General features: G+C 45.3%; 14 protein-coding genes. 3 read left to right on the top strand and 11 right to left on the bottom strand.

The annotated features are described in order from the left end of the window. Nucleotides 1-574: hypothetical protein (locus ACQ5DJ_RS26580; RefSeq protein ID WP_429845055.1), on the top strand; the 574-nt coding region annotated here is incomplete at its 5' end. A 12-nt stretch (nt 575-586) separates the two neighbouring features. Next, nucleotides 587-1,330, top strand: coding sequence for a PRC-barrel domain-containing protein (locus tag ACQ5DJ_RS26575; protein ID WP_429845054.1), 744 nt, complete (start codon nt 587-589; stop codon nt 1,328-1,330). Between the two features lie 493 nt (nt 1,331-1,823). Here ACQ5DJ_RS26575 and ACQ5DJ_RS26570 read toward each other — a convergent pair whose 3' ends face one another. From ACQ5DJ_RS26570 to ACQ5DJ_RS26525, 10 genes are all read right to left on the bottom strand, one after another. Then, on the bottom strand, nt 1,824-2,954 hold the full coding sequence (locus ACQ5DJ_RS26570; protein WP_429845053.1) for a tyrosine-type recombinase/integrase: 1,131 nt from the start codon (nt 2,952-2,954) through the stop codon (nt 1,824-1,826). Nucleotides 2,955-3,505: 551 nt separating this feature from the next. Continuing rightward, entirely contained in the window at nt 3,506-4,429 is a 924-nt protein-coding gene (locus ACQ5DJ_RS26565) for an ABC transporter permease (RefSeq protein ID WP_429845052.1), read from the bottom strand. Between the two features lie 44 nt (nt 4,430-4,473). Then, on the bottom strand, nt 4,474-5,397 hold the full coding sequence (locus tag ACQ5DJ_RS26560) for an ABC transporter permease (protein ID WP_429845051.1): 924 nt from the start codon (nt 5,395-5,397) through the stop codon (nt 4,474-4,476). A 34-nt stretch (nt 5,398-5,431) separates the two neighbouring features. Further along, a complete protein-coding gene (locus ACQ5DJ_RS26555) occupies nt 5,432-6,295 on the bottom strand; it encodes an ABC transporter permease subunit (RefSeq protein ID WP_429845050.1) in 864 nt (287 codons plus the stop codon). Between the two features lie 350 nt (nt 6,296-6,645). Then, complete coding sequence (locus ACQ5DJ_RS26550; RefSeq protein WP_429845049.1) at nt 6,646-7,167, bottom strand: GNAT family N-acetyltransferase; 522 nt, start codon at nt 7,165-7,167, stop codon at nt 6,646-6,648. A 31-nt stretch (nt 7,168-7,198) separates the two neighbouring features. Next, a complete protein-coding gene (locus tag ACQ5DJ_RS26545; protein WP_429845048.1) occupies nt 7,199-9,292 on the bottom strand; it encodes an ABC transporter transmembrane domain-containing protein in 2,094 nt (697 codons plus the stop codon). Between the two features lie 20 nt (nt 9,293-9,312). Beyond that, nucleotides 9,313-9,837, bottom strand: coding sequence for a hypothetical protein (locus tag ACQ5DJ_RS26540; RefSeq protein WP_429845047.1), 525 nt, complete (start codon nt 9,835-9,837; stop codon nt 9,313-9,315). A gap of 75 nt (nt 9,838-9,912) precedes the next feature. Next, entirely contained in the window at nt 9,913-10,371 is a 459-nt protein-coding gene (locus ACQ5DJ_RS26535; protein ID WP_390233901.1) for a chemotaxis protein CheX, read from the bottom strand. A 79-nt stretch (nt 10,372-10,450) separates the two neighbouring features. Next, nucleotides 10,451-10,849 (bottom strand): hypothetical protein, encoded by a 399-nt coding sequence (locus ACQ5DJ_RS26530; RefSeq protein ID WP_429845046.1) that lies wholly within the window; start codon nt 10,847-10,849, stop codon nt 10,451-10,453. Nucleotides 10,850-10,919: 70 nt separating this feature from the next. Then, nucleotides 10,920-14,651: a S8 family serine peptidase gene (locus ACQ5DJ_RS26525; RefSeq protein ID WP_429845045.1), complete on the bottom strand. Its 3,732-nt coding sequence runs from the start codon at nt 14,649-14,651 to the stop codon at nt 10,920-10,922. Between the two features lie 189 nt (nt 14,652-14,840). Here ACQ5DJ_RS26525 and ACQ5DJ_RS26520 point away from each other — a divergent pair, with 189 nt between their 5' ends. Beyond that, a complete protein-coding gene (locus tag ACQ5DJ_RS26520) occupies nt 14,841-15,290 on the top strand; it encodes a MarR family winged helix-turn-helix transcriptional regulator (protein WP_429845044.1) in 450 nt (149 codons plus the stop codon). Nucleotides 15,291-15,344: 54 nt separating this feature from the next. Here the strand turns inward: ACQ5DJ_RS26520 and sdhB are convergent, their stop codons facing one another. After that, nucleotides 15,345-16,094 carry a succinate dehydrogenase iron-sulfur subunit gene (gene sdhB / locus ACQ5DJ_RS26515; RefSeq protein WP_429845043.1) on the bottom strand — a complete coding sequence of 250 codons (750 nt, stop codon included), beginning with the start codon at nt 16,092-16,094 and terminating at the stop codon, nt 15,345-15,347. Nucleotides 16,095-16,106 lie beyond the last annotated feature (12 nt).

The following is a 16,106-nucleotide window of genomic DNA, read 5'->3' as shown; positions in this document are numbered from 1 at the left end:
TCCTGCAGAGCTTCTTCCTGCAGAGGTTCTTCCTGCAGAGGTTCTTCCTGCAGAGCTTCTTCCTGCAGAGGTTCTTCCTGCAGAGGTTCTTCCTGCAGAGGCACTTTCTGTTGAGGCGCAGACATTAAAAAGTGAACCCGTGATCTTACCTAAAGATCATGAGCGGATCCAAACCCTTTCTGCATATGCGGAGCAAGCACTGGTCGAAGGCGATTTTCTACGTGCGTATCAATCCCTGAGGGAGGCTTTGACCTACAGTCCCCCTATTATGGCAACTTACATATTGAGCCGTCAGTTGGTTCAAATCCTGAATGAAATGGGTTTGTATGAAGAAAGTATCTCGGTTATGGAGAAAGTCTTGAACAAGTCCACTTCTTTGTCCCCCAAAAAACGCGAAGAATTTATTAGGCAAATCTCTTATCTTGAAGAACTGACCAAGCAGTTGCAGATTGAAAACAAACGGAACTTGTCCTGGTCACTCGTTCCACCTTATATTCATCAAAAAGTAAACACACATTTTCACACGTCGGTTGTAAGCAACCATGACCATTCTACAGCTATTCCATTTCAATAGAGGAGCAACGCCATGAAACTGAGCAAAGAAATCCTGGGCAAACCAATTATCAGCATTTTTGCAGGGAAAGAAATCGGCAAAGTAAAAAATTTCGTCATAAACCCAGAACAGCGAAGCATTGAATTTATCATCGTTCAAAACGACCAATGGGATTTCGGGATAAAAGCGATTCCATTCAAGCTCGTTGAAGGGCTAGGCGACTACGCCGTGACGATCGATTCCGAGAATGCCGTTATTGATCTGGCAGACATCCCCATTGCAAATGAGCTTTTGGGCAAAAATATTCAAATCAAGGGAACACGTATCATCTCTCGCAAAGGTCATCATCTGGGACAGATTACTGAGTACTACTTCAATCCAGAGACAGGGAAAATCTTGGGTTGTCTCCTGGATACACCAGATTCTCCTTCCGTTTTGCCAGAAGATGTAGTCATTACTTTTGGTAAGGATATCACCGTGATATCTGATGAGGGAGATCAGCCACTCGTTTCCGACGAAGTTTTCCGCAATAAAAAGAACGAGACCAAGCCATCCTCTGCTGAAGAGCCTACATTCACACAAGACACTGTATCTACTGCTGTAAACGAGCTAGACCTGGAAGAACTTATTGGGAAAACCTTGTCTGCGAATTTGTACGACCTAGCCGGTCAGATCTTAGCTGCAGAAGGCTCTGTCATTACATCAGAGATCGTGAATCAGACAAAATCAATGGGCAGTAACAAAGCATTGGAACTGGCGTTGAAAGTGGTAGAATAACTCAGTAATCACCATAACAAGTATTTTCAAAAGACCACGTTCGCCATCGTAAGCAAACGGCAAGCGTGGTCTTTCTAATTCAAAATTGAACGGTTCATAATCCTGATCTCAGCTGACTTGTATCCAGTTACTTGTACCTTCATTACTTCGAATAATCTACCCTCCACTTACTGTGCCACCAGAGAATATTCCGCATAAATTGACACTGTGTCTTGAAGTCATTAAAAAAGAGTAAAATACGAATTGAAATAATACAAAAGAAGCGCTAAAGCATCTATTTTTAAATTACCCTGAAGTGAAATCAAGGGGCACAAGTATTTAGATGATTTTATTGTTCAATAGATACTGAAAAAAGCATGAATTTCAAAGGGATATATTGGGTGAGATTAAAGAGGGTTACTAAATGAGTTTCATTATTCAGAAAGAAATATACCAATAAAGACAGCTTTTAATCTTAGGCTAACCGGTCAAAATTTTCCGAGTATTATCCAGTTTATTTTTGGTTCGCTGTTGGATTAATAATTGCATCGAGCCCCTTTGCTGCATCTTCCTGCATGTTCGACATCAAATGTCCATAGAGGTCCAACGTGATAGATACAGATGAGTGGCCCAGCCTTTCGGAAATAACTTTGACATGGACACTTTGTTTAATGAGTAAGCTGGCATGAGTATGACGCAAATCATGGAAGGTAATCTTCTGCGCACCAGTTTTCTTAATAAAGCTATCCCAAACCTTCTGGATTGCTCTTTGCGTTACAGGCCCCCCTAAGCGGGTGCAAACAACTAAATCATTTTTCTGATAATCTTTTTCCTTCAATTGTTCGGCTATAATCAACTTCTGGTGCTCTTTAAGCACTTCGACAGTTTCAGGTGATAAAGCAACGGATCGGACGCTTTTTTTCGTCTTCGCCCCTTGTTTAATTTCTCTGTGTCTGTTCACCGTTTGCTGGATAGTAAGGTTACGCTTTTCAAAATCAACATCAGACCAACGCAGACCAAGAATCTCCCCTTGTCTCATTCCGGTCATAACAGCAAGGTAAATAGCAATCCAGTACCTACTTGATTGGCGGGTAGATCGCAAAAACCTAGTTACGAAACTCGGTTCCCAAATAATGAGCTCACGCCGCTGCTTTACTTGGGGCTTTTCCACTTTGTTTGCCACGTTCTTTGGTACAAGATCTTTCATTTCTGCAGAGTTCAATGATGCGTTTACTACAGAAAAGATTCGTTTTACTGTTGCTGGAGCCAATCCTTTGTTGTGTAAAGCAATAAGGAACATCTCAATATCATGTGCCGTAAGCTTTGCCAATGGGACATGCCCCAGCGAAGGAATAATGTGAGTCCTAAGATATGACTCGTATAACTCCAGTGTTTGCTTTCCCAGATTACGTTTAGTCTTGATCCATTCCTTCAAATAGTCCTGGTACTGTTTTTTGCTTGGCTCGATGTATTCACCTTTTTGCAAAGCTGCCTGAGCTTCAATCATCGCCTTCTCAGCTTCTTTCTTTGTGCGAAACCCGCGTTTGGTAACCCGTTCTCGAGCACCATTCTTGAGCTCGCCAGTGTAGAACTGGTACCACCACTTATTATCGCCTTTCATCTTTTCGTTTTTATACACTGGCATAAGTGTTCGCCCCCTATTCACATTAATTATTCATTCACATCAACTTAGCAGCAAAAGCGTAATTCTGAGATGAAATAGCGGTAAAACGCTAAATTTATTGAGGTTTCTACACTTTATTCGCTACCCTTCAATCGTGCCACCCCTCCTTGTGGGCTCTACAGGAACAAGGTTGAGGGATTACAGAGTCACCTTATCCTATGATGGGGGGTGGGTGATGGTGCCGGAATTTCAAGGATTTTAGGCTTTTGCCTTACATCCTATTCAGAAAATGGGCAATGGGTTCCGAACACCGCAGAGAAACCTCTTCGACATCCGCCGTGAATTTTTCCGTTCGAGAAGACGATGGCCGCCAGTTGTCCCCCGTTCAGATCGCGACGAGTTCGCCTCGCCTGATGAGATTGCCATCGGAACCCAAGGCCAACACCGCCCCCGACACTCCAGTCTATTCACCCGACACATATACTGCTCCCTACAATTCGGCTTCCATTCCATTATTTTTAATCGGATCAACCAAAAATGCCCTTGATTCGTAAAAATCAAGGGCACCACACCTAAATGAATGGGGTACGATTATACGTTTGCCCGAACTTATCACGCAATCCTTTTGCCAACAAGCTAAACGATCCAACGGCGACCATGAACGCCCCCAATGGTACGAGAAAAATCCACGTATTGTTACTGTAAATAAAGCCTCGATAAGAACCGAGTAGCCCTGCCCATTCGTGTGTAATGGAATGATACAGAACCGGGTCAAAGGTCATTTTCGTACCACCTACAAACAGGTCAAATATGCCGAGAAGCCCCATCAATGTCATGACTGCGATCATTTCTGTCACCAAGATGATAATGAGCTGTTCCTTCAAATGTGGCAAGATGTGGCGAAAGACGATTTGGTTCCGGCCAGCTCCCAGTGCAATGGCAGCCAAAACGTATTGTGATTCTTTAATTTGTTCGGTCATTTGACGCACAGAAGAGGCTACAGAAGGCGTTCCAAGGACAGAGACAAGCCCAATGAAAAGCAGTACGAGCGTGAACGTGGGCAGCTCGGAATTCACATTGATTCCTCGCAAAAGAAAATACACAGGGATAAACACAGGCATATAGCTCCATGCATTTTCAATCGCCATCCACCAACGCTGCTCTTTATCTTGGATGCCGATATTGAGTCCAATCCATGTACCAAGTAACACGCGAATAAATGCGATCGCAAGGGTAATAAAAACGGTGTATGGCGCTCCATGGAGCAAGAGGGTCAGTAAATCATACCCCCATTTGTCCGTGCCGAGTAAATGTTCCTCTGACGGCGGGAAGGGCGGAGAGACCATGACTTCTTTACCGTTCACAACCTCGTTACGCATCTTCGCTTGATATTCCAGATCATAGGGAGCCAAGTAAGGCCCCGCGACAGCAATCACGATCAGAAGGAACACGAAAATACTGCCTAGCCATAAAGAAAAATGGAATCGTTTTTTCATCAAAAAACCTCACTTATCCCTCATGCTGAAAAGTGACTAGCTGCCTAAATAAATGGGGTACGACTATACGTCTGTTCGAATTTATCACGCAATCCTTTGGCCAAGAGACTAAAGGAACCGATTGCAAGCATATAAGCAGCAAGTGGAATCAGGAAAATCCACGTGTAATTCGTGTAGACAAAGCTTCGGTAAGTCCCGAGCAGTCCTGCCCATTCATGTGTGATCGAGTGATACTCAACAGGGTCATAGTACATAGTCGTGCCGCCTACAAACAGACCAAATATCCCGAGAAGCCCCATCAACGTCATGGTGGCGATCATCTCTGTCACCAGGACAATGACCAGATGCTCCTTTAAATGCGGCAGGATGTGGCGAAAGATGATCTGATCCCGCCCAGCCCCCAGCGAAGTCGCAGCCAAAACATACTGGGATTCCTTGATTTGCTCCGTTTTTTGACGGATGGACGCAGCTACCGAAGGCGTCCCAAGCACTGCCACAACCACTACGAAGAACAACACAAGCGTAAACGTTGGCAATTCGGGATTGATATTGATTCCTTTCAATACGAAATAGACAGGAATAAATATGGGCATGTACCCCCAAGCGTTCTCTATCGCAATCCACCAACGCTGCTGCTTGTCCAATATTCCAATATACAGTCCGATCCATGCTCCAATCAATAATCGCATTACCGCAATCAAGAGCGTAATAAAAATGGTGTACGGTGCCCCATGGAGCAGTTTTGTAAGCAAATCATAGCCCCATTTATCCGTACCCAACAAATGCTCCCCTGAAGGTGCCAAAGGAGGCGATATGATCACTTGCTTCCCGTTTACCATTTCATTGCGAACTTTCACCTGGTAATCGATGTCATAGGGGGCCAAATAAGGTCCGGCTACACCGATAATCATTAGAAATAATACCAAGATACAGCCTAACCATAAAGCCCAATTGAACCGTTTCCTCATACCATACCCTCACTCATTCCAAAAGAAGTCTGGGTTATTTATACACAACCGCGCGTTCAATCGCATACAGAATGAGACGAATCAATACATAGACCAAAATGGATAGCAAAATAATACCCAAAAGTCCCATGACAGCAGCATTGAATTCGTAACCGCCATCTTTGCTAAAAATAAAGCGGGTCAATCCTACGACGTTTAATAAATACTCGACAATAAACAAGTTGGCTACTGTAATTGCAATCGTCTTCTTTAAATCAGCAATGAGAAACGGCTTGATATTTTTATAGACGTGGTGAATGAGAACATGCCAAATCCCCATCCCCTTGGCAAGTGCTGTTTTAATGTAGTCTTCGCCGCCGATTTGTACATACTTCAGGCTGACTACCTTCATGAGGAAAATCGTTGGTCCAATTGACAGTAGCGTGATCGGAAACCAGGTACTCTCAGAGTCACTTATAGGTGACAGGGTGATAATTCGAATGTTCGTCAGCTTGTAAAATCCGACAGCACCCACAATCGAAACAACAATCAGGATAAAGTCAGGAATTGTGGCAAGCAGATTCAAAACCTTTTGAAATTGACGTACAATCCGAAAGCGCTGCAATAGCAATCCAAAAATAATACTAGCAAGGACTGCGACACCAACACTTGCGAACAGTAGTTCAAAGGAACTAATTGCAAACGGGAGGATATCCTCAGCGATGCTCCTTTCCGTTTGCCCCGAATAATAGGTTCCGAGGGAGCCCTCTGCAATCTGCTGAATCAGATATACCGCATGGACTACGATATTCCCCGGTTCGAACACGATTTCTTCCTTTTGCGTATATAGCATGAACGGCCCACCGCAAACGACGATAACTAGGAAAAACATCCCAATTAATTGTTTTACATAGGTCAAGCTATCATACCCCCTTACTATTTCCAACAATACACTATCTATTAAAAATCATCCAGACAATAGAAAATATTTTATTTTTTTATTCTATTCAAAAAGAAATAAAAAAGTGGCTGAGCAGGATAGCCTGTCAACCACTTCTCCATTCTTGGGAACAGTTGATTCGAAAAAGATGATAGCTGATCGACTACTTCGTAAAAGAAGTAGCTACACGCAGCTGCTCATTTTTCATGAGAAGATTTTGGATCGAAGCAGTGAAAGGTTTTCTTACTCCGTCTTTCAACCGTGGAACCATTGGAATCATCTGATAGACCTCCTTTCTGACAATATCTTCTTAAGAATAGCATTATTCCTTATTTAACGTCAATTACGGCTCCCAGATAGGAAGCGAGTTGATTGATTTCGGCTATGTAGATGTTTTCTTGGCCGTAATAGCCCTCCTGCTCCCCTGCAACTTGTGCAAATTTCGAATAGAGCCGGTTCAGATAGGCATGATCAGCATCAGCGCAAAAGGTCACCTGTTTCACGTGTTCATTTTCTTCTTGGACCTGTCTGATAAGATGGCGAAAGCCTTTCAGAAATACCCTGCTACTTCGATATTTTTCTTCGACGATGACAGAATGAATATAGCAAATTTCTCCCTCTGGGTCTGGTTGCCTATCTGTTGTCACGTATTGATAATGGCCCCATCCGACCAATTTACCTCGCTCGTCTTCTATCAGGATCAAATGAGAATCCGGGAGAAACGTCAAAATATGAACGAGCGTATCACTCAGAGAAAACATACGGCTAAATTCCAGTCGATTGCGCATAAAGAATAGCGTGAATTGGGCAAAATCATCGTCACTGGTACAGCTTCTAAATTGGACATGCATCCTTTGCACACTGCCTTTCTTTGTCTGTTCGTTAACGGATTGGCTGTTGGACGTTCTTGCCAATCGGCGAGTGTTGGGTCGTGATGTACTTGTATACCTTCAAAGGTAAGGTCAAAACAACACAAGAGGTGAGAGCGGTCACCGTTGTTGTCTGTAAAGCACCCACTAGGTCTGTTTCTCCAAAGTGATCGCCGTCCTCCAGAATCGCAAGTCGAATCTGCTCCTCAGATTCAGCACATGTTTGGGAAACTTCTACCTTTCCGCGTGCGAGGAGGTGAAACTTCTCTGCGGCTTCTCCTTCCCGAATGATCGTCTGTCCAGCAGTAAACGTCTCGGTATGGAAGAGATGCAAAAAATCAGACACGTCGACACCTAGAACATCCATAACACCTTCTGGGCTGGTCAAAACACTTTGTTTCTCCCATAGCCTTCTGTAATAACCCCGCTTTTGCAACAGTTGAGAGTGTGTCCCTTGCTCCACTAGTTCCCCCTTCTCCAACACAAAGATTTGATCCATGTCCATTATGGTCGACAAACGATGTGTCACCGTAATGACAGTCCGATCGCTGGACAGCTTCGCAAAGGTCTTGTTAATAGAAGCCTCTGAAATGGGATCAAGAGCAGAAGTTGCTTCATCCAGAATAAGTAGAGAAGGATTGCGCAGAATCGCTCGAGCAATGGCAAGTCGCTGCTTTTGTCCCCCAGACAGGTTGCTTCCCCCATCCAAAACAAGAGTTTCGTACTTGTCTGGTAGACTCACGATAAAGTCATGGATCTCTGCTTGCTGTGCAGCCATCCTCAGCTCATCGTTTGTCGCATCGAGTTTGCCGAGGCGGATGTTTTCGGCTATTGTTCCGTGAAAAAGAAAGTTATCCTGAAAGACAACCCCTACATGGTTGCGGAAGGCTCCCCTATTATATTCATCGAGTTTTGTGCCGTTTATCTCGATATGACCAGAACTAGGTTCATAAAAGCCTAGTAACAGCTGAACGATCGTGCTTTTTCCAGACCCGCTGGAGCCAACAATCGCACCTTTTGTCCGAGCCGGAATCTGCATGCTGACCTGATTGATAGACAATTGATTTTCCTGATAGCCAAACGCAACATTTTTTACGGCCACTTCAGTCATTCGCAAATCGAGCGGCTCCGCTGCAAAATGGTCGACTTTTTCACTAGGTTCATTCAGTACCTTCTGAACTCGCTCCATGCTGACTTGTGCATCTGTAATCAGCGGGAGCGTAAAGGTCAGATTAAACACTGCATTCCCCATCGACGTATACATGGTGAAAAAGGCGACAAGCGAACCGACAGAGATTCGCCCGGTGAGTGCCAGATAGGAACCGAAGCCAATGATCGTAAAGTTGATGAGTAGTAAGCATAGCCCAGGAATTCGTTCCAGCTTCGCTGTCATCAAATTCTTGCGATAGTTGCTAATCAACAGCAACTTGAGTCTTCCATTAAATTTATCGATCATGGCATCTTGCAGGTTGAAGCCCTTGATGACCATTTGCCCTCTCGTATTTTCCTGAACATCATTCGTCATAGCAGCGAGCTGTTCTTTGTATGCGGCATTAACTGTGTGGGCACGTCTGCCAAGCAAATAAGGACCTGTAAAGATCAAGATTGCTCCCACCAAAATACACAGCGCCATCACCCATTCCAAGTAAAACAACACCATCGTACTAATCGTCACGACTGCCAATGACTGAATACCTGTTGTGAAGAGAATGGCCAACGATCTGTCAATGACAGGCAAATCCACTGAAAAGTAAGAGACCAGTTCGCCCGAACGCGTTTTGTGGAAATAGCTGACCGGCAAATACTGCATATGCGCAAATAGTTTTTGCCGCAAATCATTTTGCACACGTGCATTTAGCTTTGCCAGCACATAATCACTGATAATTCCCGCACTGACACAGATAAATCCGCTAATCGCCAATACGATCATGATGACTGTGAAAACGTGCATATCTTTGGGAACAATCGCTTTGTCAATGATCATCTGGAAACTAAGAGGTGCCAAGGATAAGAAAAGTAGATCGAGTGCAAGCGTGAGGAAAAAAAGGGAACTCAGGAGCTTATAGGGGCGTATGTAGCCAAACAGGTTTTTGATGACGAACAACATCGTAACGTCTCCTTCTTGGATTAGAAAAATGGTTCATGTTGAAACCTGGCTGCATAGGTTTGCCAAGCCAAAAACGATGCGCGATATTCATCCATTGGACCGTTTGTCGTTTCCACAGAAGCGACTCTTTTTGCAATCTTGGTAAACAATTTGCGTAAAGAGTCGTCCGAGGAAGTCCAGAATCGAAACTCCTTCACGTCCTCCTCCATATAGGAGATATATTCGGTTACATGCTGAAGAGCGTGCAAAAAAAGGCGACTGCTACGATACTGTTCTAAAAAATAGACCACCTGAATTTGAACGATATGCTTGTCTTCGTACTGATTTTCACCTGTCCCGTAAATGTACGAAAAGGCACCGATCACTTCGTCGTCATCGTTGAAGCAAAGAAATGCTTTCCCCTCCATTAAAACGGGACTCGCCAGAAAACTGAGCGCCACAGGAAAGGAATATGGCATGCGGAGCTGGTCGTAGTTTTCCAATAAAAAGGCCATGTATTTTTCATAATACATCTCAGCTGAACAAATCGAGAAGTAATGATCCATCTCTTTCTATCCCTCCTTTGAATGATAATGTTCGTAGCTACGTATCCTTTACAAAAAAGACGGCATAAGCCGCCTCTATCTTATCACAATAATTTGAATATCCAGTCTGCCCATGTCATGAAGATCGAGCGGTGCAATCAATGCTGTCCCTGCCATGTCTTTCAAGTCATGCTGGTGTAAAAATAAGGGCGGGGTAATGTCTACAAGAACACCTCGATTGGACAAAAGCGTACTCGCATTCCCGGAAATCATGTTCCCCAACTCGGAAATGGCACTTTTTCCGAGCTCATCCATCTCTTGCACGGGATAACCGCCCATCATGGCCGAGACAATGCGCAAAGCCAATTCCTCTTGCAGACCGAAAAAGACCTCACCTTGTAATTGACCTGTCATTCCGATTCGAATCCATGTATGGCCTTCTACATGGCTCCATTCTCTTTCAGCTAACTCTCCACGCGAAATGTCGACATTGCATACTTGTTGAATCACGGACGAAGCTGATTCAAGAAATGGATCAAGGTACTGGACTATCATCTGCGTTCTCTTCCTTTCCCGGGCAATTCCTTCTCGTATAGGACTATCATAATGTCGATATTTGGCAGATGCAATAGGATTACAAAAACTTCCTAGGTATAAGGTCACGAAAACAGGGTGTGCTGGGAAAATAATCCTCTACTTTCGTCTCATGACGAATGGTATAGATGGCCGTGCACGTTCGCAAGTCTAATATTTCTACACCGATCTCATGCTTACTCAATTGCCACATCGGAAGCTGGACGCGATCAAAGGCAAAAACAGTATCTCCAAATGCCAAGCATTCCTGTATACAACGGACCACATCGTAATGTTCGTCGGCCTCAAGCAAATGAACGGGCTCCAAACCGAATTGTTCGATCAGATGAATGCGATCCCACAATTGCTCTGCCACACGCTTCCTTCTGGCGGTCCTTCTCGGTGATAGCACAGGGTACTCTCTCGTAACATATTCCCACATGATCCCGTGGTAAAACATCGAATGGAATCCTCCCACAAAAATTTGGCCCGGCAATAGCCTTCTATCTGCTACTGACGGGCCCGCTATCCTATTTTTTCTTTCCGACGACGTTCATCTCCGCTCGGGCTTCCCTACCCAGTGCATCAGTAGCAACAACCGTCAGTTTTTGCTTGCCTTCCTCTACCTCATGAAGCACCAGGCGAAATAGCCCACGATCATTCGCGTTGGTCTGAAAGCTTTTTGATCCATAGTTGATTTGGAGGTTAACAGCACCTGCACCTGTCACTTTCCCTTCGATGGGTAGCGCTTCACCTTCCTGCCCTTCTAGCTGTTTGTTCGGCAGTTGGATCGTCGGAGCTGGCACTGTTCGCGCCTTGTAGGATATACGCTGCTCCCCATTGCTTATGACGACCGACCCTGCATTGGCATCGACATACGCATACACCAGCAACATACTTTGATTGCCTGCACCGTCTTTGCCTTCAAGCAAAATGCGATTCTCTCCCTGCTTCATACTTAAAATTTGCGTTACGTATTTTTGCGCAGGGATTTCCAATTGATCTTCTTCAAAGTAGGACACAATTTGCCCATTGATACTTACCTGACCTTTATATGTTTGATCTCTGTACATGAAGCGGACTGGAACCAGCATGTTCTTGGTTGCTGCATCGAATTGTACGTCTTCGCTGCCATCGTTTAGCAATTGCAGTGTCGGAGGACTCGTATCGACGATGACCCGCTGCGTGAATTGGCGCTTGTTTCCATACATATCCATTGCACTGTACATCACATAATTGAGACCTTCCGTTAATCGCAGGATGGTTTCAAATGATCCATCCGTCGCCAGCTTTACAGGCGTTTTGTTAATCGACAAGCGGACTCTGTCCATCATATCCTCGCCTGTTACTTTGCCCCTGAAGGCTACATCTGGCTGCTTGGATATTTTCAGATAAGGAAACAAATCATCCGGGAACTCCACAAATGGCGGAGTGCTGTCACTTTTCCCGTTGATATGTGCCACGCTGATATTCCCTGCATAATCATACGCGACTACACTCATTTTTTTATCCGGCTGATTAATGAGTGTGCTGGACACTTTTGGAGAATAGGGGCCTCCTACCCTCTTACCGTTTACATAAAGGAAATAGGCTTGGATATCTTTATCGCGGCTGCTCCACTGAACCCGGTTTCCTGACACAGAAGCTGTAATCACAGGAGCTTTTGTATCCACACGGATGGGGAGTGTCATCGATTGCCAATTGGCATTGCGGTCATCTATTTTGGCCTTAATGGAGAATTGGTACTGTCCATCAGGTGCCTGTATATATGCTCCTTTTTGTGGTGAAAAGATCTTTCCGTCCCAGCTCCACGCTTCCCTTTCCGTGTAATAGTATGGCGTCCCTAGCTTCGATTGGTCGTACTTGCTCACCTTTTCATCACGCACAAGACTGCGAATCGGCTTGCCTGACTGGTCTGTTACTTCGACGATAATCTGACGGGCATTGCGCAAAAAAGTAATCGAAGGAGCGGCGACATCGTAATGCCCATCCCCGTTTGGAGAAAAGGCGATATGATTGGGATCGATTTTCGCACCGCCATCGGCTTTGACACCTGTAACACCTAGATAATCCCGATAGCGCCATTTGTCATTGCGTTTATCGTGATACCAGCTCGTCTTGACACCTGTTCGTTTTTCCTGACTTTCTGCCTCCCATACAGGCTGATCCATAATCTTCGGTTCATCCCAATCGCCGTAGAAGCCATAAAACGGCGTGCGCAAAGTAGGTAGCTCTTTATCATCTGGTTGAAAGGAAATAAATCCTTCTGCAAATTGATTGCGTGCTGAGCTTGTCGGAATCGTGAGCGTTACCTTTACTTCCTCTAACTTCCCCGGCGCAACGGTAATCTTAGGAGTGGAAAATTGCAGTTCTGCCCCCTCGAAAAGGGTATCCGTTAGCATATTGATGCCATTCTTGCGCAAGTCAGTCATGACACCAAACTCATTTTGCAACTGATACGTAATTGGCTTTTTGCCAAACTTGTTATTTATAAATAGAGAAAAGGTCGTTGAATTCCCAATCTCTCCTAACGAGACACCTGCTTTTCCTTTTGCATTCACAACAATGGCTGGCGTCTTGATTGCTTTTGCGATTTGCATCAGTCCTGCCCCTTGAACCCGTGGGCTGTACGGAACTTTTTTTGCTTTCTCTTTATCCGCTGCTGGTATGCTCATTTGCGGATCGATAATCGGTTCTGCTGTATTCATCGCCGCAGCCTTTAACGTATCGACAAGCGATCTGCCTTGCAGGTTCCGCCCTTGCTTGAGATAGCCTTGTTTCAGCAAAGCCATCCCGCCTGCCACATGTGGCGTTGCCATTGACGTACCACTTTTCACGGCATATTCAGACTCTCGCGTGAGTGACAAGATGCCCCCACCTGGAGCCGCAATCTCCGGCTTGAACTGCAAATCGGGTGTTGGTCCCCATGATGAAAAAGCCGAGATCGTTCCTCCGTCTGGATAAGGCATTGGATTTTGACCATATTCACCGTTAAATGAGACCGTCACTTTCTTGCCTTTTTTAATCGCTTGTGCCATTTGCTCACCCATGTGCTTCAAGACAGAAACAGCCGGGATTTGTTTGGCATGCTCCGCACTGATAATGAGTGGGCCCATTTCATTGTTGTAGATAACAGCACCAACTGCTCCTGCTTCTTTGGCGAGGCGAAGCTTATCATCGAATGAAATGTCGCCTCGTTCGAGCAATACCACCTTATCTTTTACGGAAACATTGTAGTCTTCCTTCTTCCCTTTCCCCATATAGACAAGTGGATACGGCTTCATCAGCGTCATGACTGGGTTTATTGCACCCCCGCCTTCCACATAGCCCGATAAATACACGACTTTCTCCATACCGGGAACCCCTTGCACCGTGAAGCTATAGCCAGCCAGTGCTGTAGCGTTGACAGAAGCAACTGAAAACGCATCAGGACTCAAGCCTGGAGAACCGATCATGGCGATATCCGGATTCTGTGCTCGTACCTTATCACTGCCGAAATACGCATCATTGCCGGCCGCTGCCACTACTACGATTCCATTATCGACTGCTCGCTTCACAGCCATTTGCTCCACATTCGTTTCATCCACATAGCCCGCTGAGGAACCGAGACTCAAGTTGATAACATCTGCTTTTTTCGTAATGGAATCATTAATCGCAAATAAAATTGATTCACCTAGCCCAGGAACCTCGCTTTGATAATTGGAAAATACTTTTTGGCTGATGAGCTGGGATTCAGGAGCAACCCCTTTTACTTTTCCGTTCGCCCCAATAATTCCCGCCACATGGATACCATGCTGAGATTCCGATACGTCTTCCGTTGTTTGCGTACGGTCAGCCCAGTTAAATCCCGGGATCACCTTCTGGGAAGAGGCTGACTTTTGCATGGCCGAACGCTTATCATGCGGGGCAGGCAAATCGGGGTGGCGCGGATTGACTCCCGTATCGATCACGGAAACGAGCATTCCTTCCCCCTTTACCCCCACTTCCTCCCAAGCCTTCGTTGCCTCAATCATTTCCAGCGAATCGACAGGCGCAGATTTTAATTGCTCACCTCGCAGTAGCAGTTCTTGTCGTTGCCATTCATCTGCCTTCGTTTTATATTCCTTGTCCGCCTTGCCTGTATGTAATGGCTCGTGCATTTCCGCGAGATCCTGCAAAATCTGCATACGAATGGTCGCCGTTCCTTCAAACGCTGTTGTGCTGACAGTCGTTGCGGGAAGCAAAGCCAATATCAATCCAATGCTGCATACCTTTTTCTTCATCGTTTGCCCCCTTGCTGGAAGTCATTCCATTATGTTTTCAGTTTTCACTAGGAATCGCTTAGGTATTCCCTTCTTTTTGCGAAGGTTGACAAACGAAGTATTTTCAGACTATATTTAAGTACGTTAAATATTACATATCAAATATTCCCGATAACGAAGAAATAGATCAAATAAGGAGACGATACGAGCATGCCCTCCCCCTTAACAGATACACTTGAGCGCTTGCAGGAGGCGTTTCGTACCATAATGCGCACGATGGGAACGCAATTAGCCGAACCTGTCTCTGGTTTAACTGGCCCGCAATTCTACATTCTTCATCAGTTGGAACAGAAGGAAAAATGCACCGTTGGAGAATTGGCTGAATCAATGGGGGTCAAACCAAGCGCAATCACAGCAATGGTGGACCGTCTGGATAAACACGGTTTCGTCGCCCGTGACCGTGATGAGGAAGATCGCCGAGTGGTTTATATCAGTTTGCGTGATTCTGGCAAAAAAATTCTGCAAGTAGCCAAGCAGAATAGGAGAGAAAAGCTAAATAAAATGTTTTCTCACCTCAGCGAAGATGAACTCCAACACTTCGTCCTCCTTTTTGAAAAGCTCGCGATGGCGGCCGTCATCGAGACGAATTCCGAGAACTAAAACCAAAAAAAGGCGTGCATTCCGGATAACCGGTGCACGCCTTTTCTTCGTCTATTAGGAGAAGAAGAACTTCTTCACTGCATGTTTGGTTGTTTCTTTGTTCATGTGAGCGATCGAAGTTGTGAGCGGAATTCCTTTCGGACAAGCTTGTACGCAGTTTTGCGAGTTACCGCAATCACCGATACCGCCATCTTCCATCAGGGCTTCCAGACGCTCATGCTTGTTCATCATACCCGTTGGATGCTGGTTGAACAGACGAACCTGCGAAATCGCGAACGGACCGATGAACTCAGCCTTCGCATTCACGTTCGGGCAAGCTTCCAAGCAAACACCGCACGTCATGCACTTCGAAAGCTCGTACGCCCATTGACGCTCAACTTCCGGCATGCGAGGACCTGGTCCCAGATCATGCGTACCATCGATTGGAACCCATGCTTTTACGCGTTTCAACGCATCGAACATGCGGCTGCGGTCAATCGACAAGTCACGTTGTACAGGGAAGGTGCTCATTGGTTCGAGACGAATCGGCTGTTCGAGTTTATCTACCAGTGCCGAGCAAGCTTGGCGCGGTCTTCCGTTAATAACCATCGAGCACGCACCGCATACTTCTTCCAAGCAGTTCGATTCCCAGTTGACTGGAGACGTTTTTTGACCTTGTGCGTTGAGTGGATTACGTTGAATCTCCATCAAAGCACTGATCACGTTCATACCAGGACGGTAAGGAATTTTGAACTCTTCCTTGAACGGAGTGCTGTCAGGGCTATCTTGACGAGTGATAATCAAATGAATCAATTTTTCTGCCATGATCAGTTTCCT

The sequence above is a fragment of the Brevibacillus sp. FIR094 genome (genome assembly GCF_050477165.1).
GTDB lineage: Bacteria > Bacillota > Bacilli > Brevibacillales > Brevibacillaceae > Brevibacillus.
Note: the sequence above shows the minus strand (reverse complement) of the source record. Positions and strands in the feature narration are given on the sequence as shown.

Coding starts and splice junctions, on each gene's coding strand:
- ACQ5DJ_RS26545 (WP_429845048.1), bottom strand. CDS start 9,292: ATGTTGTTCGTCATCAAAAACCTGTTTGGCTACATACGCCCCTATAAG.
- ACQ5DJ_RS26525 (WP_429845045.1), bottom strand. CDS start 14,651: ATGAAGAAAAAGGTATGCAGCATTGGATTGATATTGGCTTTGCTTCCC.
- ACQ5DJ_RS26540 (WP_429845047.1), bottom strand. CDS start 9,837: ATGGATCATTACTTCTCGATTTGTTCAGCTGAGATGTATTATGAAAAA.
- ACQ5DJ_RS26560 (WP_429845051.1), bottom strand. CDS start 5,397: ATGAGGAAACGGTTCAATTGGGCTTTATGGTTAGGCTGTATCTTGGTA.
- ACQ5DJ_RS26565 (WP_429845052.1), bottom strand. CDS start 4,429: ATGAAAAAACGATTCCATTTTTCTTTATGGCTAGGCAGTATTTTCGTG.
- ACQ5DJ_RS26535 (WP_390233901.1), bottom strand. CDS start 10,371: ATGATAGTCCAGTACCTTGATCCATTTCTTGAATCAGCTTCGTCCGTG.
- ACQ5DJ_RS26575 (WP_429845054.1), top strand. CDS start 587: ATGAAACTGAGCAAAGAAATCCTGGGCAAACCAATTATCAGCATTTTT.
- sdhB (WP_429845043.1), bottom strand. CDS start 16,094: ATGGCAGAAAAATTGATTCATTTGATTATCACTCGTCAAGATAGCCCT.
- ACQ5DJ_RS26530 (WP_429845046.1), bottom strand. CDS start 10,849: ATGTTTTACCACGGGATCATGTGGGAATATGTTACGAGAGAGTACCCT.
- ACQ5DJ_RS26550 (WP_429845049.1), bottom strand. CDS start 7,167: ATGCATGTCCAATTTAGAAGCTGTACCAGTGACGATGATTTTGCCCAA.
- ACQ5DJ_RS26520 (WP_429845044.1), top strand. CDS start 14,841: ATGCCCTCCCCCTTAACAGATACACTTGAGCGCTTGCAGGAGGCGTTT.
- ACQ5DJ_RS26570 (WP_429845053.1), bottom strand. CDS start 2,954: ATGCCAGTGTATAAAAACGAAAAGATGAAAGGCGATAATAAGTGGTGG.